The organism is uncultured Paraglaciecola sp., from assembly GCF_937123705.1.
Classification (GTDB): Bacteria; Pseudomonadota; Gammaproteobacteria; order Enterobacterales; family Alteromonadaceae; genus Paraglaciecola.
In genome coordinates, this window is sequence record NZ_CAKZKO010000031.1 from 1 (window position 1) to 21,316 (window position 21,316).

Annotated in this window: 20 protein-coding genes and 1 pseudogene; 10 read left to right on the forward strand and 11 right to left on the reverse strand. The window is 42.5% G+C overall.

Translation table 11 applies throughout. The features are described from left to right. Nucleotides 1–453 precede the first annotated feature (453 nt). Together Q0688_RS04215 and Q0688_RS04220 are read right to left on the reverse strand one after the other, a co-directional pair. Nucleotides 454–2,733: a molybdopterin cofactor-binding domain-containing protein gene (locus Q0688_RS04215; RefSeq protein WP_299073477.1), complete on the reverse strand. Its 2,280-nt coding sequence runs from the start codon at nt 2,731–2,733 to the stop codon at nt 454–456. Between the two features lies 1 nt (nt 2,734). Then, on the reverse strand, nt 2,735–3,253 hold the full coding sequence (locus tag Q0688_RS04220) for a (2Fe-2S)-binding protein (RefSeq protein WP_299073479.1): 519 nt from the start codon (nt 3,251–3,253) through the stop codon (nt 2,735–2,737). 223 nt (nt 3,254–3,476) lie between these two features. Here Q0688_RS04220 and Q0688_RS04225 point away from each other — a divergent pair, with 223 nt between their 5' ends. Beyond that, nucleotides 3,477–4,244, forward strand: coding sequence for an SDR family oxidoreductase (locus Q0688_RS04225; protein WP_299073481.1), 768 nt, complete (start codon nt 3,477–3,479; stop codon nt 4,242–4,244). A 38-nt stretch (nt 4,245–4,282) separates the two neighbouring features. Then, the gene (locus Q0688_RS04230) at nt 4,283–5,437 is read left to right on the forward strand and encodes an aromatic ring-hydroxylating dioxygenase subunit alpha (protein WP_299073483.1); all 1,155 of its coding nucleotides are present in this window, start codon (nt 4,283–4,285) and stop codon (nt 5,435–5,437) included. Nucleotides 5,438–5,523: 86 nt separating this feature from the next. On the opposite strand, the gene Q0688_RS04235 is transcribed toward Q0688_RS04230, so the two are convergent. The 3 genes from Q0688_RS04235 to Q0688_RS04245 are packed head-to-tail and all read right to left on the reverse strand — an operon-like array spanning nt 5,524 to nt 7,326. Next, complete coding sequence (locus tag Q0688_RS04235) at nt 5,524–6,213, reverse strand: YceH family protein (RefSeq protein ID WP_299073485.1); 690 nt, start codon at nt 6,211–6,213, stop codon at nt 5,524–5,526. Between the two features lie 30 nt (nt 6,214–6,243). After that, entirely contained in the window at nt 6,244–6,729 is a 486-nt protein-coding gene (locus tag Q0688_RS04240) for a MarR family transcriptional regulator (protein WP_299073487.1), read from the reverse strand. Between the two features lie 45 nt (nt 6,730–6,774). Next, entirely contained in the window at nt 6,775–7,326 is a 552-nt protein-coding gene (locus tag Q0688_RS04245; protein WP_299073489.1) for an AAA family ATPase, read from the reverse strand. Between the two features lie 248 nt (nt 7,327–7,574). On the opposite strand from Q0688_RS04245, the gene serA reads away from it, so the two are divergent. After that, entirely contained in the window at nt 7,575–8,804 is a 1,230-nt protein-coding gene (serA, locus tag Q0688_RS04250; protein WP_299073491.1) for a phosphoglycerate dehydrogenase, read from the forward strand. A 10-nt stretch (nt 8,805–8,814) separates the two neighbouring features. On the opposite strand, the gene Q0688_RS04255 is transcribed toward serA, so the two are convergent. Together Q0688_RS04255 and Q0688_RS04260 are read right to left on the reverse strand one after the other, a co-directional pair. Continuing rightward, nucleotides 8,815–9,543 carry a 16S rRNA (uracil(1498)-N(3))-methyltransferase gene (locus tag Q0688_RS04255; RefSeq protein WP_299073493.1) on the reverse strand — a complete coding sequence of 243 codons (729 nt, stop codon included), beginning with the start codon at nt 9,541–9,543 and terminating at the stop codon, nt 8,815–8,817. 131 nt (nt 9,544–9,674) lie between these two features. Further along, a complete protein-coding gene (locus Q0688_RS04260; protein ID WP_299073495.1) occupies nt 9,675–9,845 on the reverse strand; it encodes a hypothetical protein in 171 nt (56 codons plus the stop codon). 271 nt (nt 9,846–10,116) lie between these two features. On the opposite strand from Q0688_RS04260, the gene Q0688_RS04265 reads away from it, so the two are divergent. Further along, on the forward strand, nt 10,117–10,941 hold the full coding sequence (locus tag Q0688_RS04265; protein WP_299073497.1) for a mechanosensitive ion channel domain-containing protein: 825 nt from the start codon (nt 10,117–10,119) through the stop codon (nt 10,939–10,941). A gap of 134 nt (nt 10,942–11,075) precedes the next feature. Here Q0688_RS04265 and Q0688_RS04270 read toward each other — a convergent pair whose 3' ends face one another. Further along, complete coding sequence (locus Q0688_RS04270) at nt 11,076–11,876, reverse strand: M48 family metallopeptidase (RefSeq protein ID WP_299073499.1); 801 nt, start codon at nt 11,874–11,876, stop codon at nt 11,076–11,078. A 283-nt stretch (nt 11,877–12,159) separates the two neighbouring features. Next, nucleotides 12,160–13,305 carry a methionine adenosyltransferase gene (gene metK, locus Q0688_RS04275; RefSeq protein WP_299073501.1) on the reverse strand — a complete coding sequence of 382 codons (1,146 nt, stop codon included), beginning with the start codon at nt 13,303–13,305 and terminating at the stop codon, nt 12,160–12,162. A gap of 266 nt (nt 13,306–13,571) precedes the next feature. Here metK and tkt point away from each other — a divergent pair, with 266 nt between their 5' ends. From tkt to Q0688_RS04300, 5 genes are all read left to right on the forward strand, one after another. Next, entirely contained in the window at nt 13,572–15,569 is a 1,998-nt protein-coding gene (gene tkt, locus Q0688_RS04280; RefSeq protein ID WP_299073503.1) for a transketolase, read from the forward strand. 101 nt (nt 15,570–15,670) lie between these two features. Beyond that, a complete protein-coding gene (gene epd, locus Q0688_RS04285) occupies nt 15,671–16,687 on the forward strand; it encodes an erythrose-4-phosphate dehydrogenase (RefSeq protein ID WP_299073506.1) in 1,017 nt (338 codons plus the stop codon). A 25-nt stretch (nt 16,688–16,712) separates the two neighbouring features. Continuing rightward, nucleotides 16,713–17,876 (forward strand): phosphoglycerate kinase, encoded by a 1,164-nt coding sequence (locus Q0688_RS04290; RefSeq protein ID WP_299073508.1) that lies wholly within the window; start codon nt 16,713–16,715, stop codon nt 17,874–17,876. A gap of 83 nt (nt 17,877–17,959) precedes the next feature. Further along, nucleotides 17,960–18,859, forward strand: a complete 900-nt coding sequence (locus Q0688_RS04295; RefSeq protein ID WP_299073510.1) for a fructose bisphosphate aldolase — start codon at nt 17,960–17,962, stop codon at nt 18,857–18,859. 107 nt (nt 18,860–18,966) lie between these two features. After that, a complete protein-coding gene (locus Q0688_RS04300; protein WP_299073512.1) occupies nt 18,967–19,305 on the forward strand; it encodes a hypothetical protein in 339 nt (112 codons plus the stop codon). Between the two features lie 131 nt (nt 19,306–19,436). Here Q0688_RS04300 and Q0688_RS04305 read toward each other — a convergent pair. Together Q0688_RS04305 and Q0688_RS04310 are read right to left on the reverse strand one after the other, a co-directional pair. Beyond that, nucleotides 19,437–19,775: pseudogene (locus tag Q0688_RS04305) on the reverse strand (polyphosphate kinase 1); the annotation flags it as partial. 78 nt (nt 19,776–19,853) lie between these two features. Further along, nucleotides 19,854–20,357 (reverse strand): ACT domain-containing protein, encoded by a 504-nt coding sequence (locus Q0688_RS04310; RefSeq protein WP_299073514.1) that lies wholly within the window; start codon nt 20,355–20,357, stop codon nt 19,854–19,856. Nucleotides 20,358–20,635: 278 nt separating this feature from the next. On the opposite strand from Q0688_RS04310, the gene Q0688_RS04315 reads away from it, so the two are divergent. Next, a complete protein-coding gene (locus Q0688_RS04315) occupies nt 20,636–21,313 on the forward strand; it encodes a TIGR00153 family protein (protein ID WP_299073516.1) in 678 nt (225 codons plus the stop codon). The last annotated feature ends 3 nt before the right edge of the window (nt 21,314–21,316 follow it).

Genomic DNA, 21,316 nt, shown 5'->3' on the forward strand with positions numbered 1-21,316 from the left:
GCCACCAAAGAAAACAAAGCTTTATCGGCGTAGCCGATGCTCTTGATTTACCCTCGAATGAATGCTCGCCGACTATCACGGTAATTTAGTAGGGCAATTGCCATGGATAGGCAATTGAGCGGTGCGCCGTCTGGAACGGCTCAGCGCGACCTGCTAAATTACCGTGATGGTTGGATGAAGAGCATTGTGTCGAGCAGCCTTTTTTGCCTACTTTTTTTGGCTGTTGAAAAAAAGTAGGTCGCAAAGAAGGGATTCTGTGTGAAACCTGCCACGGAGGGCAGTGCCCGTTAGGGCATAAAAAGGGCATGCGCTAACGCCTACAGGCACCTCAATAACTGCTCCTGACTTATTCTACCTTCTTAAATCCATGTAAGTCCCATAGAAGGGATTCTATGTGAAACCTGCCCTAACGGGCACTGCCCGCCAGGGCATAAAAAAAAGCATGCGCTGGCGCTACAGTAAGGCTTTTATCCCTTGAGGAGTAATAGGGATTTCACGGGCTCTAACACCTACGGCGTTAAATATCGCGTTGCCTATAGCGGGGGCCACCGCGATTAAACCTGGCTCACCTAATCCGGTGGGGATTTCGGTGTTTTCTACAAAACTAATGTCTAGTTCAGGTACATCTGCCATGCGCAGCGGGGTGTAACTATTTAGGTTAGTATCGGCTACTTGGCCGTCTTTGATGGCCGTACCTTCGTGTAACGCAAGGCTTAATCCCCAAAGCATCGCGCCTTCGGTTTGGGCTAATGCCCCATCGGGATGTACTACAGTACCGCAGTCCATTACGCTGGTCAGTTTTAACACTTTTACTGCGCCGGTCGCAGGGTCGACCCTAACGTGTGCCACACAAGCACTCCATGTAGGCATAGTGCGCTCTTGTCCTGCTGCTATGGCTACCCCTAGTCCTTCATTTTTAGGTAAGGTTTTACCCCATCCCGATTTTATTTTTGTTTGTTGTAATACATGTGCGAGACGTTTTGCACCCCCTACAGAGACAGAATTATCTCCGGCGTTTTTACCTTTGGCATCTAATAATTGCAGTCGAAAATCTATGGTATCGGTATTTTGTGCATGAGCAACTTCATCCATAAAAGACTCCACGCCCCATGCAATCCACCCTGGTCCAACAGCTCTTAACCAACCAGGTACAAAGGTTTTTTGAGCCAATGGATTGTTGATAGCGCGTACTCTGTGATGCCTTAGGCTATACCAATGATCGGCGCCGCTGATTGAAAACGAATCAACCTTGGTTTTCTTGTCTGTGCTATCGGGCATAAAACCCGGTGCCATAGTCAAGGTTGGCCAGCCCGCGGCCGCAGCATGTTCTATGCCTTGTAAGGCGTTTTTGCTATCCCAGTAGGCGGCAAAATGTTGTACAGAAGGCGAACGAATACAGTCGAACCGAGAGTCATCTTCGCGGGTAAATACTAGTTTCACTGGTTTACCTACGGCTTTAGCGGTAAGCGCCGCGGGTAGCATGTAATCACCGGCTAAGCGCCGACCAAAACCGCCACCTAGATAATATTGGTGAATAATCACTTTGTCGTCGGTGAGCCCCACTGATTTTGCCACAACGGGTAAAAATAACGATTGCCACTGATTTCCGGTATGTACATGGCAAATGCCGTCTTTGAATTCCACTGCGGCATTAACGGGTTCTAATGCGAAGTGCAGGGCAGAAGCGGTGCGATAGGTGGAATCAATCGATTTCTTAGCTGTTGCGGCCGCCTTGTCAATGTCGCCAAAGTCCACAAAACGCCCACCGGAAGTTTTATCGGCAACCAGCTTTTCACCTTCTTTGATAAGATCTTGCTCGCTGACATGGGCTGTGGCACCGGCTTGATACTCCACTTCTATTGCCTGCGCTGCACGTACTGCTCCGTAGTACGTATCTGCTAGTACCGATACCCAACCTTGTAGTATATCGCTGGGATCTTGGAGTATTTCATAGCCTAAATACCCTTTTACTTTAGTGGCTTTGTTATCATTTACCTTCAGCACTTTTGAACCATAACGGGTAGGAGGAATAAGCGGGCGGGCGTATACCATGCCTGCTATTTCTACATCTATGCCATATTTTGCGGTGCCCGTGGATTTGGCCGGTATATCTAGAGCCTTGCTGGGCTTTGACATAAGTTGTCGGGTTTTTGGATCTTTAGGTGTGAACTTCGCCAGCTCTTCTGGGCTAAAGGTTCTATCTATTTGGCCTTGATTAATGATGTCGGCAAAGCTAATTGACTTATTACCACATATCACATGACTGTTTTGAGTACTGCAGTCACTGGCTGCTACGCCAAGCAACGGTGCTGCCGCGTCGATTAAAGCGCTTCTACCAGCGGCACCTGCTTGAGACATAGGCAAGTAAGATTGCCACACAGACCAAGAGCCACCTGTAACCATATATCCCCATTTAGGATCTGTATCTACATGTTTTATCGAGACTTTGTTCCAATCAGCACCTAATTCATCGGCGACAATACGGGCTAGGGCGGTACCTACATGTTGCCCCATTTCGGCCCGTGAAATATTCACCAAAATGGCGCCTGTTTGATCTATTTCAAACCAAACTGTGGGGTTAAAGCGCTTTTCAGCCAAAGCAGTAGCTGCAGCTTGCGATGAGTGTGAAGTTAACACAGGTGCAAAGGCCATCACTAAACCTGTACCCACAGTGCCTATTAAAAATTGACGGCGGCCTTGTTGAATCTTTTCAGTTTTATTAAGGCGAGTCATTTTACACTAACTCCTGTTGTGGCGAGGTTTCTAGGATGTTTTCTCGTTGAGGATCGAATATCTCTACCACGCTGCTACTAGCTGACGAGACGTCTTTGATGGCATCTTTAATACGTTTATAAGACATGCATCGGCATAGGTTTCCGTTCATGTGATTGACTATTTCTGCATCTGTAGGATTGGCGTTGTTGGCCAATAATGCCGAGGCTTGCATAATTTGTCCCGATTGACAGTAACCACATTGCGGCACTTGATGGTCAACCCAAGCTTTTTGTAAAGGGTGTTTGTTCTCAAGGCCTTCTATGGTGGTGATTGCACCGCCATCAAGGGCACTAATCGGTATAGAGCAAGATCTCACAGGACTACCATTTAGATGCACGGTACAAGCACCACACATGGCAATGCCGCATCCAAATTTGGTGCCTTTTAAGCCAAATTCATCTCGAATAACCCACAATAAAGGAGTATCAACAGGGGCATCCGTACTCATTTTTTTACCGTTTAGTGTAAATGTAATCATAGTTATGCTCAGTGATTGACCCAGCAATATGCTTAGCCTTGATGAATTAAGAGTGTAGCAATAAAAACTCAATTTAGTAGCTAAGCGTATGAATATCTTAAAATTTACTGTCGGTCAGTTATTGCTATTGATTTCATTAATAAGTAAACATGTTGAAAACCTATTTTTTGTTTGTGGTGGGTATTGATAGTCTAGTTACCTACAAAAAGACACGAGTGAACAGATGACCAATCAACATACTTTTAAAGACAAGATTGTATTAGTAACAGGTGCCGCCGCGGGTATAGGTGAAGCGGCAGCACAGGCTTATGCGGCGCAAGGGGCCAAAGTAGTGCTAGCCGACATAGATACTGGCGGCGAACAGGTGGCAGAGGCGCTACGTATCCAAGGTTTTGCTGCGGTTTTTCATGCTTGTGATGTAAGCAATAGTGATTCGGTGCAAGCACTGTTTGCTTTTATTCAAGGATCCTTTGGTCGCCTCGATATTGCCTTTAACAATGCCGGAATTGATATCGAAACAGAAAAGTTAGCCGAAGGCTCGGAACAAGTGTTTGATAAAATTATGGATATCAATGTTAAAGGTGTGTGGCTATGTATGCAGCAAGAATTAAAAATGATGCTAAAAACAGCAGGCGGTGCCATTGTTAACACCGCTTCTGTTGCCGGTTTAGGTGCGGCTCCTAAAATGAGTATTTACGCCGCAAGCAAACATGCGGTAGTGGGATTAACTAAATCAGCAGCCGTTGAATATGCCAAAAAAGGGATCAGAGTCAATGCTGTTTGTCCTGCGGTTATCGATACCGATATGTATAGAAAGCGAGCCCTAGAAGGTGATGAAAACCAAGCGCGTGCAATTAGCGCCATGCATCCTGTAGGTAGAATAGGGACAGTTGATGAAGTGGTTAGTGCTGTGATGTATTTAAGTTCTGGCGCGGCGGGCTTTACAACAGGCGCTACTTTACCTGTTGACGGTGGTTCAACGGCCATCTAAAAGTATTAGGCTAGGTGTGTATTATTCGGAGACGCAAAATGAAGTCAATTAGCGATATCAATCTAGAAAATGCCAGTTCGCTCAAAGAACTCATGACCGATACACAGGTGATTGAACGTATCTTTGCGCATTTAGATAATAAAACCACTGATATGGGGCGTGCCACTTGGCGCGAACCCACCGAACATTATGGGTCTGAGCAAAGATTTAAAGAAGAATACAAGTTGCTTGAAAAAACACCGCTAATGCTATGCCCTTCGGCAGCGATTCCTGAATATGGCTCATACACCACGCGGGATGTGCAAGGAGTGCCACTTGTGGTGGTGAGAGATAAAAATGGTCAAGCTAATGTTTTTCGTAATGCTTGTCGTCACCGAGGGGTTAAAGTAGCGTCTGGCAGTGGCAGAAAAAAGGCGTTTGTTTGTCCCTATCATGCTTGGACTTATGACGTTGATGGTACGCTAAAAGTCATTCCTCATGAACATGGGTTTCCTCAGATAAACAAGTGTGACAAAAGCCTAGTGGCGGTTAAAGCCATAGAAACCCAAGGTTTGATATTTGTTTGTTTAGATCAAGACAATTCAATTAGCACTCTGGACAACCTGCCAGAGTTAGTACCACAAGGGTATCGCCTGTACGACCAATCCCAAGCTGAACTATCTGCCAACTGGAAAACTATTCTAGAGAGTTTTCTTGAGGGATATCACATCAAGGCCACACACCCAAAATCATTTTTTCCGGTGCAGTACGACAATATGAATGTTATTGAACATTTTGGGCCCCACAACCGCGTTTGTTATCCCTATCGCTCTGTTGAGAAACTAAGAGAGCGGCCACAACCTCAGTGGCTGGCAGAAAATCGATTAACCTATGTGTACCAGTTATTTCCAAATGTCATTGTGTCTACCCATCCAGGTTTTAGAGTTATCACTAGTATTGAGCCTGTGGCGGCAAATAAAACTATTCAGTCCAACTATGTGGTGACTAATGTTGATACCCGCTGCGAACAGAAAAAACAGCAATTAGACGCAGCTTTAGCGCTGGCAAATTCTTCTATTGATGAAGACAGAGCCATGATTTTTGGCGCCCAAGCAGGTTTAGCAGCAAAGGCGAATCAGTATTTGGAATTTGGTTTGTTCGAAAGTGCCATAGTGCATTTTCACTCAACATTGAAGAAAATGCTGGAAGAATAAGTACTTGCAGTGCCTAATTAACCCGAACTCGGGTTAATTACCGCCACAGAATTAAATTAATCACAGAATGTGGCGGTGAAGGGGATTTACTCACTCAATATATCAACCATTTCCTGTAGTTCTGATAGCTGACTGGTTAATTGCGCTACTTGTTGCTCTAGTTGGGTGATGCGCGCTAAGGCCTGTGGCGAGCTTGTTGCTTCGTCTTGACTATGGGTGGTTGTGGTTGGAGTATCAGATGTTATGGAAGCTAGGTGTACCCCATTATCATCACTAAACAAGTGTGCATAGCGAGCGTCGCGTTTGCCCGGCTCTCTGCCAAGTTTTATCACTAATTGTTCATCGTTTAAGTCCAGTAACTTATTGAGCGTCGCTTCAACTTCTTCGACATTAGCAAAATCAGCCAAACGGTTGCTGCGAGTTCTGAGTTCTCCTGGGGTTTGCGGGCCGCGCAATAACAATACGCAGATAATTGCCAACTGTTGGCGGCTAAATTTTAAATCACTGAACTCGGTATTGCAGAATCTGTGTTTGTATTTTACTACGCGGCTACCTGCGCCCGTGTATTCGAGGAGCAGCTTCTTGTCTTTTAATTCATCTATGGTGTTTTGCACCTCTATTTCACTCAATTCCATTACTGGTTCTCGGCTGCTTTTTTGATTGCACCCTAGTGTTAAACTGTTGAGTGATAATGGATATTGTTCGGGCGTGGTGATTTCTTTTTCAAGTAATACCCCAATCAGCCGAGCTTGAATGGGAGTGAGCTTTGTTAACATTTAATCTGTCCTCAAATGCGACCAGTATAGCTATTCTGGTGTTGTGGTTTCTTGCAGTAACCCCACCTCAAGCATGGGTGCGGCATCTAAATTTTCAGCATCCATCATGTAGGCTATGCGTTGCATGGTTGAAACTAATTGGGTTTGTTCCCAATCTTGAAGTCTTTCAAAACGATCAATAAAATGTGTTTGTAGTGGTCGAGGGGCATTATTGACTAATGTCTCGCCTTGCTCTGTAAGGTATAAGCCTAGCCTCCGCTTATCTGTTACTGAACGTTCCCTTATCACCAAATTACGCGCCTCTAAGCGATCTAAAATACTAGTGACAGTAGCTGAACTAAGATTAATACTTTGAGCTATATCTTTAACCATCCATCCGCCATGTTGAGATATTTCTTTTAAAACAATAAGTTGTGGGGTAGTTAGGCCACTTTCCTTTGACAGTTTTTTTGAATAGAGCCCGATGGCTCGGGTGACTTTACGTAATGAAACAAATAGTTCTTCATATTTGTGCATAATTCTAACCTTGATAGCTTTTTAAAATGCGGGGGGTATGTGGCTTTATCGAAAAGATACCACATTATCAACGGCATACTGGATGATATCCAACTTGGGTTTTTCTGTCATCGACAGAATTGATAGGCCAGAGTATTGGGAAAGGCGTTTGAAAAAATCACTGACGTCTTGATTGACGTATTTGTCATGTGCACTTTTAACATCAGTGCGGCTACCAAACAAGGCATCAGCTTCATCGAAGTACAATATCCAATTTTCTGTTTCAGCTTGAGCAACTAACCGCGATAGGTTTTTTTCGGTTTCTCCAATGTAGTTTTCAACTAACCCTTTGCAGTCTATGAAACATACATGCTGTTTAGTATGTTTAGCCAGCTGGTTTAGTTGCAAGGCCTTATCGGCGTTATGACTGCCATGAAAAACCAATTTGGTGCTAATGTTTTTAGCTGATTTATCTGTTGCTGCTTTTAATTTTTCTGGATCATCAGGGTGAATGGCCGCGTCTCGCGTGATAACTGTCGGACTGGATAATAAGTGTATAAACGAACTCGAGCCTTGGTGATACTGACTGAATACTATTTTAAACTCTTTGATGGCCATTTTATTTCTCCTAAATATATGATTGTAGCAAAACCAATTAGCCCTAAATTAGATCTAATTTACTATTTACCCCGAACTCGGGGGAAGGAATGTCGAAAGGTTTAGTATTACAATTATATTTCAAATACTTACTTTTTTATTATGGATTTAGGTATATTTGCCTATCTAAGCAAGCTAATTTCTGCTATTTTCAAACACAAATATAGACGTCCAGATGTCTCAAATTAAACAGCCAGGTGGAAATTTTAATGAGCAAAGTGTCGTTGCCAAAAGAAAAAATCAAAATATTACTACTTGAAGGTTTGCATCAAAGTACCTTAGATACCCTCATCGCTAATGGGTATGAAAATATAGAGTACCTAAAAACGTCCCTTCCAGAAGACGAATTGATAGCCAAAATTAAAGATGTCCATTTTGTGGGGATCCGCTCTAGAACTCAGCTGAATGAAAATGTTATTGCAGCGGCTAGCAAATTAGTCGCTGTGGGTTGCTTTTGTATTGGTACCAATCAAGTTGACTTAGTTGCCACTCAAAAACGTGGTATCCCTGTTTTCAATGCACCCTTTTCAAATACCCGCTCTGTGGCTGAACTCGCTCTTGCACAAGTTATTTTGTTGCTACGTGGCGTTCCAGAGAGAAATGCTAAGGCACATAAAGGCATTTGGGATAAAAGTGCTGTTGGCTCCTATGAAGCCAGAGGTAAAACCTTAGGGATAATTGGCTACGGACATATAGGAACCCAATTAAGTATTTTGGCTGAACATCTGGGTATGCGGGTGCAATTCTTTGATATCGAAGATAAATTGGTTTTGGGAAATTCAACTCAAACTAAGACCCTAAAACAATTATTAAATAGCTCAGATGTGGTAAGTCTACATGTGCCTGAAACTGAACAAACTCAAAATATGATAGGCGCTAAACAATTAGCCATGATGAAAGATGGGGCTATTTTGATAAATAACGCTAGAGGTACAGTGATCGATATTGATGCCCTAGCTAAAGCGTTACAAAGTGGCAAGTTATCAGGAGCGGCGATTGATGTATTTCCTGTAGAGCCTAAGTCGAATGCAGATTTATTTGAGTCACCTTTGACTAAATTCGACAATGTGATCCTTACTCCTCATGTCGGTGGCAGTACTCAAGAAGCACAACAAAATATTGGTTACGAAGTAGCAGGAAAATTAGCTAAATATAGTGACAATGGTTCGACATTATCGGCAGTTAATTTTCCTGAAGTGTCTCTACCTGAACATACTGACCGCACACGTTTGTTACATATCCATAAAAATGCACCTGGTGTGTTAACCCAAATTAACCAAGCTTTTGCGCAAAAAGGGTTAAATATTGCAGCGCAATACTTACAAACCAATGAAAATATTGGTTATGTGGTGATTGATGTTGAAACGGATCATGCAGAAGAAGCATTTGAGCAATTGCAAAAAATAGATGGGACTATTAAAACGAGGATCTTGCACTAAATAGTGAGCGCTATAAATCGCCATGAATTGCCTGTAACGCCGATATCGCAGTAATAGCTGCGGTTTCGGTTCTTAGTACCCTTGGCCCTAGTTGAATAGTTTGAAAGCCATTTTGCTCGGTTTGATAAATTTCTTGATCTGAAAATCCCCCTTCAGGGCCAATCAATAATCTTGCACCAGCGGTAGGCATGGTGACATGTCTGAAGGCTTTCTCTGCTCGAGGATGAAGTGTGAGACGTACTTGGTTGGTGGATGCGTTTATCCAATCTGCAAATAAACGAGGGGAATGTAATATCGGCAACACGTTTCTGCCACATTGTTCGCAAGCGGCTATGGCTAATTTTTGCCATTGCTCATGCTTTTTGGCCCAGCGTTCTTCGTTGAGCTTTACACCACAGCGCTCAGTAATAAGAGGGGTTATTTCAGTAACGCCTAACTCTACCGATTTTTGGATAACCCATTCCATCCTATCGCCTCGTGAAACGCCTTGACCAAGATGAATGCTAAGTGGAGATTCAATGTTAATTGAAAGCTTAGAGTCAACTCTTACAACCACTTTACGCTTTGCCACTTCAGATAGCTCGGCACTGTATTCATTTCCGTCACCGTTGAATAACACTACAGCTTGACCTGTTTTAGCTCGTAATACGTTGGCCACGTGATTAGTGGCGTCATCTGTCAAAGTGACATAAGTGTCTGTGGATAGTTCAAAGGGATAATAAATTCTGCTGATGCGCATGTTATCTGTCGACAATAATATGAAGTGGTTTTAAATGGTACCAACAGAGTGAAACATAGAGAAGAGGAATATTACAGTTGAAGTTTAAGCATAGGCGGATGGTTCAATTCCGCCGCGCTTTTTATTGTTGTTTAGTTTATTTCAATGACGTTCGTCGTATCAATAGATTGAGACGACACATTTTCTTGGGCTATGGCATTAGCCCCTTTTCGAGCAAATTTAGTATTTTTGCCTTTTTCTTTAGACATAGAAAAAGCGAAAAGTAATATCAATGAAATAGCTAATAGACACACAAATAACATTTTCAATTCCTTTAAAAATATTAGACCACCAAAAAATAGGTGAGCTGTATTATAACACTAATTTTTATTTTTACTTTTTAAAAACCAATAAATTATTTTTTATGTAGGTGTAGTGATTTTTTAAGCTATAAATAAAATTGGCAGGTGAGCCGCAATGGCAAGTTTTAAAACATCTGCATGAAAGTATATAAAGCTTGTTTATCATATTGATTATTCTATTCATTCATTCACAATGGATTGGCATTAACAATAAAAACGTTAGGAGAGAAAAATGTTGGTATTTGATGAAGAACAGTTATCTAAAATTGTTGATACATATATTATTCCATGGGGAATAAATATTGTCTTGGCAATTGCCATATACATAATTGGTAAAATTGTTGTTGGGATCTTAGTCAATGTGCTGGGTAATATCATGTCGCGTTCTAAGTACGAAGACATGCTAATTGATTTTGTTAAAGCAATTGCCAGCGCCGTGTTAATGCTCTTTGTTATTATTGCGGCATTAGATCAATTAGGGGTCGATACGACTTCTTTGGCCGCTATTTTTGCCGCTGCAGGTTTAGCAATTGGGTTGTCTTTACGTGGTTCACTGCAGAACTTTGCAGCCGGTGTGATGTTGCTTGTTTTTAAACCCTTTAAAGCAGGTGATTTTATTGAAGCCGGTGGCGCAACGGGTGTGGTTAAGAGTATCAGTATTTTTACTACCGTTATGACCACGGGCGATAATAAAGAAGTCATTGTGCCTAATGGTGGTATTTATGATGGCAATATTATTAACTATTCTGCTAAAGAAACACGTCGAGTGGATATGGTAGTTGGTATTGGTTACGACAGTGATTTGAAGAAGGCTAAAAATATTCTGAATGAAATGATTGCCGCAGATGAGCGTATTTTAAAAGATCCTGCTCCTACCGTGGCAGTTGCAGAGTTAGCAGATAGCAGTGTTAATTTTGTGGTGCGTCCTTGGGTTGCGTCTGCAGACTATTGGGCTGTGAAGTTTGATTTTAATGAAGCGGTTAAATTGCGATTTGATGCTGAAGGGATCTCTATACCCTTTCCACAAATGGATGTGCATGTTCACAAAGAAAACTAGTGATTGAGGTGATAAAAATCTCCTAAAAAGCGATTCATCACAGAGCGCTGCGCTTCACAGAGGAAAGCATGGTTAAGTTAAAATTGCTTTTCTCTGTGCTCTCGTTGTTCTCTGTGGTTCAAATTCTTTGGTATTTACATTTTGCAACGAGGTTTATTGGTGGCGTGGCCGTACGCTTGTAGGGCTTTTGGCATGTTTTTCGCCAGATTATCGATACGTGTGGCGGGTAGTGGGTGAGTCGACAATAGTTCTGGTTGGCGATTGCCCCCGCTAGCTTTGGCCATTTTCTGCCATAGGTTAATAGATTGTTGTGGGTCAAATCCCGCCTTGGCCATAAGATCTAATCCAATAAGGTCGGCTTCTGATTCATGGGTTCTGCCAAATGGTAATTGCACCCCAACTTGTACACCTAGGCCTAAGCCTGCCATGATCATATTGCTACTAGCAATTTTATTGGTTTTTAAAAGTTGATTGGTGACTTCCATTCCTACGCCAATTAGTGCGCTACTCGACATTCTTTCATTGCCGTGCTCTGCAATCACATGACCTACTTCATGACCAATAACAGCGGCAAGTTGATGTTGATTGTCAGTTAATTCAATTAATCCTGTATATACCCCAATTTTACCACCGGGTAATGCAAAGGCGTTTATTTGTGGAGATTCAAAAACTACGAGCTCCCACACACCGTTAAAGACTGATTTTGGGACGTGTTGAGTAATAGCATCGGCAATACATTGTACGTATTGATTTGACACAGGTCGGCTGGAGACTTTTTGTTCTGTTTTCATACCAGCAAAGGCTTGCTGGCCCATTCCTGCTAGCTGGGAGCTTGAGTACAGTTTGAGTTGACTACGTCCTAATGGCGATTTAGCACAGGATGAAACCAAAAAGAGCATGACAAAAATTAAACAAATAAAGTGAATACGAGGCATAGAGTTTATTCCTAAAATCTAGTGAATAACTTAATCATACCTTGAATTTGCTTTATGATTAAGTTTCACTTCACTTTGAAACCTTTATTTTTATTAAATATTAAGCCGCTATTACTATGTATAAACTTTTGGCCGTTGCCCGTGGGATATTGGGGGTTGTGTTTGTGTCTTCTTGCATCAGTTCAAACCATGTATCCCATCAGGCAAGAAATCAATTTTCCTCAGAATTTTGAAGGGTCTACAAACATAGTCTCATCTAAGACTATGTTTGTACTGTGGCTATCTAAATACTGGCTTTTAATTTTTCCGCAATATCGGTTTTTTCCCAAGGAAATTCTGCTCTTCCAAAGTGGCCATAGGCGGCTGTGGCTTGATAGATAGGGCGCTCTAAGTCGAGCATTTTAAGTAAACCATAAGGCCTAAGCTCAAAGTGTTCCCTGACCAATTTAACTAATAAATCACTCGAAACTTTACCTGTGCCAAAGGTCTCAATATTGATAGAGGTAGGCTCGGCTACACCAATTGCGTATGACAATTGAATTTCACATTTGTCGGCAAGGCCAGCGGCCACGATGTTTTTAGCCACGTAGCGTCCTGCATAAGCGGCTGATCTATCCACTTTTGATGGATCTTTACCAGAAAATGCACCGCCACCATGTCTGGCCATGCCGCCGTAGGTATCAACAATAATTTTACGACCTGTTAGGCCACAATCTCCCATAGGTCCACCAATGACAAAACGTCCCGTAGGATTAATAAAATACTTGGTGTGTTTACTTAACCACTTTTCAGGTAGCACAGGCTTAATTATTTCTTCCATCACAGCTTCACGTAAGTCTGCGGTACTTATACTTTCGTCATGTTGAGTAGATAACACCACGGCATCAATAGCCACTGGCTGATTGTTCTCGTACACAAATGTAACTTGGCTTTTGGCATCGGGGCGTAACCACTCTAGTTGGCCACTCTTACGAACTTCTGATTGACGTTTTACTAAGCGATGGGAGTAGGTGATAGGCGCAGGCATAAGCACATCGGTTTCGTTACTGGCGTAACCAAACATTAATCCTTGATCACCAGCACCTTGCTCTTCTGGTAAGCTGCGATCGACGCCTTGGTTGATATCGGGAGATTGTTTACCTATGGCATTTAAGATGGCACAAGAGTCAGCGTCAAAGCCCATATCTGAATGCACGTAGCCAATTTCTTTTACGGTTTTTCGGGTGATTTCTTCTATATCAACCCAAGCAGAAGTGGTCACTTCGCCACCTACTAACACCATACCAGTTTTAACAAAGGTCTCGCAGGCTACTCTAGCCTTGGGATCTTGCGCTAAAATGGCATCTAACACGGCGTCTGATATTTGATCTGCAATTTTGTCTGGGTGTCCTTCAGAAACAGATTCAGAGGTAAATAAGTGTGAGGTCATTTGAGCACCTTAGTTTAAAGTCATAGTAAAAAAATATTTGGCTATTCTAACGAATTTAATTCAAAATACCAGTCTTTACTTCTAGACGTCCAAACGGCTAGGTAATTTATTCTACTATGGTGTAAATAAAAGTCATATTAAAATAGCGATTCAGAAGCCATTTAGCATTGCAGTTACTGGCTGGCTAATACAAAATATACAGCTACTTAGGTGTCTGTAGCCATGGGTTACAATAGCCACATTTATAGGATCAGTCAGGAGACTACATGTCGTCATCACGTCAAGAACTCGCCAACGCCATTCGCGCCCTTAGTATGGATGCGGTACAACAAGCTAATTCAGGCCATCCAGGCGCGCCTATGGGCATGGCAGACATAGCGCAAGTGTTGTGGGCAGACCATTTACAACACAATCCAAACAATCCTGATTGGGCCAACAGAGACAGGTTTGTGTTATCTAACGGCCACGGTTCGATGTTGATTTATTCACTTTTACATTTGACCGGATACGCTTTACCTATTGAAGAGTTGAAGAACTTTCGTCAGTTGCATTCTAAAACCCCAGGGCATCCTGAATATGGGTATGCACCAGGCGTGGAAACCACGACAGGCCCGTTGGGGCAGGGGATCAGTAACGCAGTAGGTATGGCCATTGCCGAAAAAACCTTAGCGGCGCAATTTAATCAACCCGATTTTGATGTGGTTGATCATTTCACTTATTGCTTTTTAGGCGACGGCTGTTTGATGGAAGGGATCTCACATGAAGCCTGTTCGTTAGCGGGCACCTTAGGCTTAGGTAAGTTAGTGGCATTTTGGGACGATAACGGTATTTCCATCGATGGCCATGTTGAAGGTTGGTTTACCGATAACACGCCAGCGCGTTTTGAAGCTTATGGTTGGCACGTTATTGCCGATGTCGACGGACACGATCCAGAGGCTATTGCTAACGCGATAGCCGCCGCGAAAGCCGAGACCACTAAACCTACCTTAATTTGCTGCAAAACCATTATCGGTTTTGGTTCACCGAATAAATCTGGTACTCATAATTGCCACGGTGCGCCATTAGGGGCTGATGAAATAACAGCTGCCCGTGAATTCCTTAGCTGGCCACATGCACCTTTTGAAATTCCTGCTGATGTATACGCTGGTTGGGATGCCAAAGCCTCAGGTGCCGCCAAAGAACAAGCGTGGAACCAACAATTTGCCGCATACCAGCAAGCCCATCCAGAATTAGCGAGTGAATTGACTCGTCGCTTAGCTGGTGATTTACCAGTCGATTTTGCAGAAAAAGCGGACGCCTTTATTCAAGCATCACAAGACAAAGCAGAAAATGTGGCGAGCCGTAAAGCCTCGCAAAATTCCATTGAAGAATTTGCGACTTTGTTACCTGAAGTATTAGGTGGATCGGCTGATTTAGCGGGTTCAAACCTTACTATTTGGTCTGGCACTAAAGGAATTTCAGCAGAAGATCCAAGTGGCAACTATTTATATTACGGTGTGCGCGAATTTGGTATGTGCGGCATCATGAACGGTATTGGCCTGCACGGTGGATTCCGTCCATTTGGGGCCACCTTTTTGATGTTTATGGAATATGCCCGCAATGCAGTACGTATGGCATCCTTAATGGGTATCCCAAATATCTTTGTGTACACTCATGACTCAATTGGTCAAGGTGAAGACGGTCCTACTCACCAACCTATCGAACAGGTGGCTAACCTACGTCTTACTCCAAACCTTGCCACTTGGCGTCCTTGTGACGGTGCAGAAACTGCAGTGGCGTGGAAAGCGGCACTTGAGCGTAAAGACGGCCCCTCAGCCTTAGTGTTTAGTCGTCAAGGATTGCCAGCGCAATCTCGTGATGCTGCGCAATTGGCCAATGTGGCTAAAGGTGGTTATGTATTAAAAGATTGTGCAGGAACCCCTGATGCCATTTTGATTGCCACCGGCTCAGAAGTGGGTATTACTGTTGCAGCGGCCGAGCAATTAACCGCTGCAGGTATGGCAGTACGGGTAGTATCTATGCCAAGTACAACAGTGTTTGATCAGCAAGATGCCGCTTATCGCGAGTCAGTGTTGCCTAGAGCTGTCACTAAACGTGTCGCTGTAGAAGCGGCCCATGTGGACTTTTGGCATAAATACGTTGGCTTTGATGGCGCCGTTGTAGGCATGTCTTCCTTTGGTGAATCTGCGCCGGGGGCGGCATTGCTGCAACACTTTGGTATCACCACTGAGGCAGTAGTGGCCGCAGTAAGAGACTTAGATTAAAAGTCAGTCAATCTCAAAGGCGCTATTAAGCGCCTTTATTTTAAAATATTCAAAAAGGCAATTGTGGGGTGTGTATACCTCGCTGCTAATTAAAGAGTGCTATGTTACGAGTTGCAATTAACGGGTTTGGGCGAATTGGACGCAATCTTGTCAGGGCATTGTATGAGACCGGGTTGAATAGTCAGGTACAAGTGGTAGCCATCAATGAATTAGCCAGTTCTGAGGGCATTGCTCATTTATTGAAGTACGATACTTCTCATGGTCGTTTTGCCTGCTCTGTGGGGCTTGAGCAAGATAAACTGCGGGTGGCGGGGGATGAGATCCAATTACTCAATCACCCAACCATTAGCGGTTTGCCATGGCATCAACTCGATATTGATTTAGTACTTGAATGCTGTGGTGTGTATAACGATAGAGCGGCAGGACAAGCGCATCTAGATCAAGGTGCCAAAAAGGTGTTGTTTTCTCAGCCTTGTGGGTCCGACTTAGATGCCACCGTTATTTACGGGATTAACGATCATCAATTAAAAGCGGATGATCGTATTGTTTCAAGCGGTTCCTGTACCACTAATTGTATTGTACCTGTGATACAAGTGCTAGATGATGCTTTTAATGTGCTCAGCGGCACAGTAACGACTATTCATTCTTCGATGCATGACCAACAAGTGATTGATGCCTATCATCCCGATTTGCGCCGCACCCGGGCTGCTAGTCAGTCGATTATTCCTGTGGACACTAAACTGGCAGTCGGCATAGAAAGAATTCTGCCAAAATTTGCCGGCAAGTTTGAAGCCATAGCAGTGCGTGTACCTACTATTAATGTGTCGGCCATGGATTTGAGTGTCACCTTAGAAAAACATGTCTGTATAGATGAAGTTAACCACGCATTAAAACAAGCCAGAGTAGGGCGCTTAGCAGGTATTTTAGATTATACAGAAGAACCTTTAGTATCAGTTGATTTTAATCACGACCCTCATTCTTGTATAGTCGATGGTAGCCAAACACGAGTGAGTCACAAGCAACTGGTAAAAATCTTAGTGTGGTGTGACAACGAGTGGGGCTTTGCAAATAGAATGATCGACACCGCTTTAGCTATGTTTAACAGAAAATCAAATTAAACCGTTATTATTTACAAGGTAAGTTATGTCTATAGTAAAAATGTCCGAACTGGATTTAGCCGGTAAAAGTGTCTTGATCCGCCAAGATCTTAATGTGCCAGTAAAAGACGGAGTCGTCACCTCAGATGCGCGTATTCGTGCGTCGTTGCCTACTATCGAAGCCGCAGTCGCAGCAGGTGCCAAAGTGATGGTGATGTCACATCTAGGTCGCCCAACCGAAGGTGAATACGCTGAAAAATATTCATTGCAACCTGTGGTTAACTATTTACAACAAAATACAACATTGAATGTACGCTTAGTTACCGAATACCTGGGAGGGGTTGAAGCCCAAGCCGGTGAAGTATTAGTGCTAGAAAACGTACGTTTTAATCTTGGCGAAAAACAAGACGATATTACCTTAGCCAAGCAATATGCAGCATTATGCGACATCTATGTAATGGATGCCTTTGGCACCGCGCACCGTGCTCAAGCATCTACCCACGGTGTTGGACTCTATGCTCCTGTTGCTTGCGCTGGCCCATTACTCGCTGGTGAGCTTAATGCCTTAGGTAAAGCATTACATAATCCAGAGCGCCCATTAGTGGCCATTGTAGGCGGTTCAAAAGTGTCTACCAAGTTAACGGTATTAGATGCTCTATCAAAAATTGCCGATCAACTAGTGGTTGGGGGCGGTATTTCAAATACCTTTATTGCGGCGCGAGGTTACAATGTAGGACAATCCTTGCATGAAGCAGATTTGATCCCAGAAGCAAAACGTTTGATGGACTCCTTAGATATTCCAGACACAGTCGATGTGCGGGTAGGTAAACATTTTTCTGAAACTGAGGCGGCCATTGTAAAAGACGTAAGCCAGGTCCAAGATGACGAACAAGTGATGGATTATGGCCCGCAAACGGCTCAAAATGTCGCGGATATCCTTAAAAACGCAAAAACTATTTTATGGAATGGTCCCTGTGGCGTATTTGAGTTTGAAAATTTCTCAAAAGGCACAGAAGTTGTGGCACGGGCTATTGCTGATAGCCAAGCATTTTCAATTGCCGGTGGTGGTGATACGCTTGCCGCAATTGATAAGTGGAATTTAAGCGACAAAATTTCCTATATATCTACTGGTGGTGGTGCTTTTCTAGAGTTTGTAGAAGGTAAAGAATTACCAGCCGTGGCTATGTTAGAAGCGAGATCGAGCCATTAAACACTAGGCCGTAGTGCCTAAAATAACTATCTTTAACCACTACCAGCCGCAGCGAATCGGCTAACAAAAAAGGAGTGTTACACATGGCATCACAAGCCCAACTAGATATGCTTGCTAAAGTTAATTCCCAAAATGGCTTTATTGCCGCATTAGATCAAAGCGGTGGTAGTACACCTAAAGCATTAGGGTTATACGGTGTAGAAGAAAGTGAATATCAAGGTGATGCAGAAATGTTCACTAAGGTACACGAAATGCGAACTCGCATAATTACCTCAAAGGTGTTCAACGGTGAACGTGTGTTAGGCGCGATATTATTTGAAAACACTCTAGATAGAGATATTTTAGGTCAAAGCACCGCTAATTACCTTTGGAATGTTAAGCAAGTTGTGCCTTTTTTAAAGGTGGATAAAGGCTTAGAAAGTGAAGCTAATGGTGTACAGCTCTTAAAAGCGATACCCGAGCTAGATAATTTATTGGCCAAAGCTAATGCGCAGGATGTATTTGGAACAAAAATGCGCTCTGTGGTTAAGTTAGCCAATAATGCAGGGATTGATACATTGGTTGAGCAACAGTTTGAGGTTGCTAAGCAAATTCTCGCCGCAGGTTTAATGCCTATTATTGAGCCAGAAGTGGATATTCATAGTCCAGAAAAGGCCGCGGCTGAAGCTATGCTAAAAGGGGCTATCTTAGGCCAATTAGATAATTTGGGTGCCGATCAACAAGTGATGTTGAAATTAACTTTGCCAGAGAATGCCAACTTCTATCAAGATTTAGTGAATCATCCAAAAGTGTTAAAAGTGGTGGCGTTGTCTGGTGGTTATTCAAGAGAAGAAGCGAATAAAAAGTTGGCCGAAAACAACGGCATGATTGCGAGCTTCTCTAGAGCATTATCCGAGGGACTCAGTGCCAAGCAAAGTGATGCTGAGTTTGATGCGATAATGAACTCGTCAATTGAGAGTATTTATCAGGCATCCATCTGCTAAATGAGTTTGAAGCGATGAAGGTTAGGCCTAGTGCCTGACCTTTTTTGTCGGATATTTGAGCCAGTTAAGATTTTTTGCCCGAGCTTTAATGGATTAGAGATAGTCATATGACACTTGAGTTACCCTTACCTTTATATAAAAAACTAACAGTCACATTTAGAGTTGAACCTGGATGCTTAGGCCCTGATGGCATTGAGCATATTGAAGGTTTTTGTAAGTTCGCGAAAAAAGAAGTGGCGAGCTTAGACTCAGACTTTGTGCGCTGGGTGATCATTCCAAGATTTGATAAATCTCTACTCGAAACAGAATATAAAACCAATAACAAACGCCTAGATCATGATAAAGCTGAAAAGTACCTACGGGTATTTGGCAAAGAACTTGATGATTTTGAAGAACATCTACAAGATAAATTATCGATTTTGATAGATGAGTATCTGGGACGTTAGCTGTAATACCAATTCAACCTAACAAAGTCGCTGGTGTTCTCCCTTTGGGCGAGGTTTAAAAGCACCTACTCTGCGTTGCCCGAACTTACAATAGAATAGCTATTGCTTCATCTTGTAAACTCTCGGCAATATAAAAATATATTGTATCTGGCTAAACCTTTCACAATACATGCGTAAATTCGCTCAAAGTCTTCAGTCATGCCTAGGACCTTTTCCTGAATTTATTCCATTAATACTTTAGTTTGTTCTGCCTGCTCACGTTCGTCTTCGTTTAAGTGGATGATTATTTTCCGTTTAACCCCAGCTACCCGCACCCGATAAAACTCGTCCATATTGTTTGAATATATACCCAGAAAACGAATACGTTCAACAATTGAATTGTTTAGGTCGGCGGCTTCTTGCAATACTCACTGGTTAAAAAATAACCGGCTAAGTTCTCTGGGAAAGTAACGATTGATGACGTCTGACATACTTCACTCTTTTTTCTTAAATAACAGCGTCAATGGTGTGTGGCGTTTGTGACAATCTAATGACAGTGACTCTTGAATTTACTGAATTTCAATATCGACCATTAAATCATTCGCGACACTTTCTAAGGCTTCTTGGAGACTATCTAAGTCAAAGTCTGCAGCAATAGCTATAGTTGCTTTAGCTTTAAACAGCTCTCCACCCCAGTTTGGCGCGCTTTCTAGACGTGAATCAAACTTGATTATGTTCAGATTAAACTGACTTAATATCTGAGTTAATTCCTGAACAATACCAGATTTATCGTTTCCGGTGATATCGATTGTGACACTTTGCAGTTTGTCATCTTGGCTGATCTCACCAGGTAATAAGTGAATTTTTAAGTCTGGGTGTTCAGATAATCGCTCCATAAGGACTTGGTGCTTTTCTAGGGGAATGTCAACTTGCACAAAACCGGCAAAATGTCCCGCCATATGAGAAAAATTACTGCCTAACCAGTTACCACCCATGGCGTACACAGTTTTGGCCAAATCGCTAATTAGCCCTGGTTTATCTTGTCCTACTAAAGTAAATATTATTGGTTTCATAAAAGTGTCACATTTCTGTAATAGAGTGAAAAAACAAAGAGCCCCGTGCTCTGTCAAATAGCCTAAACCATTCTATATTGGATGTAAGGTTTTATTTTACTGATTAAGGTAACAAATTACCCAATGCATAGAATGTGTAAAGTAAGTGTTCTATGTAATTATAATGCCACATTCGTTTGTTAATGTGGTTGTGATTTTAAAGTTGAAGGTTATATTTGAGTGTTCGACCCTCAAACATAATCTGTCGTTAACAATGTTCTAAATCGAAGAGAAAAGTTATGCCAATAAATACGTTTTTGGGAGTGTTTGCAAAATCACCGCTTAAACCCCTAGAAGACCACATCAATATTGTTCATAAATGCAGTCATGGATTATTACCCTTCTTTAAAGCTGTGTATGAGCAAGATTGGAAAACTGCGCAAGAACAGCAGAAAGCCATTTCAAAGCTAGAAAAGCAAGCAGATGAGATAAAACGTGAATTACGGATTAATTTACCTCAGGGTATTTTTATGCCGATTCAGCGTCAAGACGTATTGGATTTATTGACTCAGCAAGACAAAATTGCGAATAAAGCTAAGGATATATCAGGGCGCATATTAGGACGCCAGTTAGCTATTCCTAAAGAACTTCACAAGTCGTTTTTGGAGTATTTAAACCGTTGTTTAGATGCCACCAGTCAAGCAAAAAAAGTTATTAATGAGCTGGATGATTTGCTTGAAACAGGCTTTAGAGGCCGCGAGTTACGTTTAGTTGAAGATATGATTGAACGCTTAGATAAAATTGAAGACGACACGGACAGATTGCAAATTAGTCTACGTAGAGGATTGTTAGCCCTTGAAAAAGATCTCAATCCAGTAGACGTGATGTTTTTATATAGCATTATTGATTGGGTCGGTGAGTTGGCCGATATTTCCGAACGAGTCGGTTCTCGCCTCGAATTGATGTTAGCCAACTAGAGA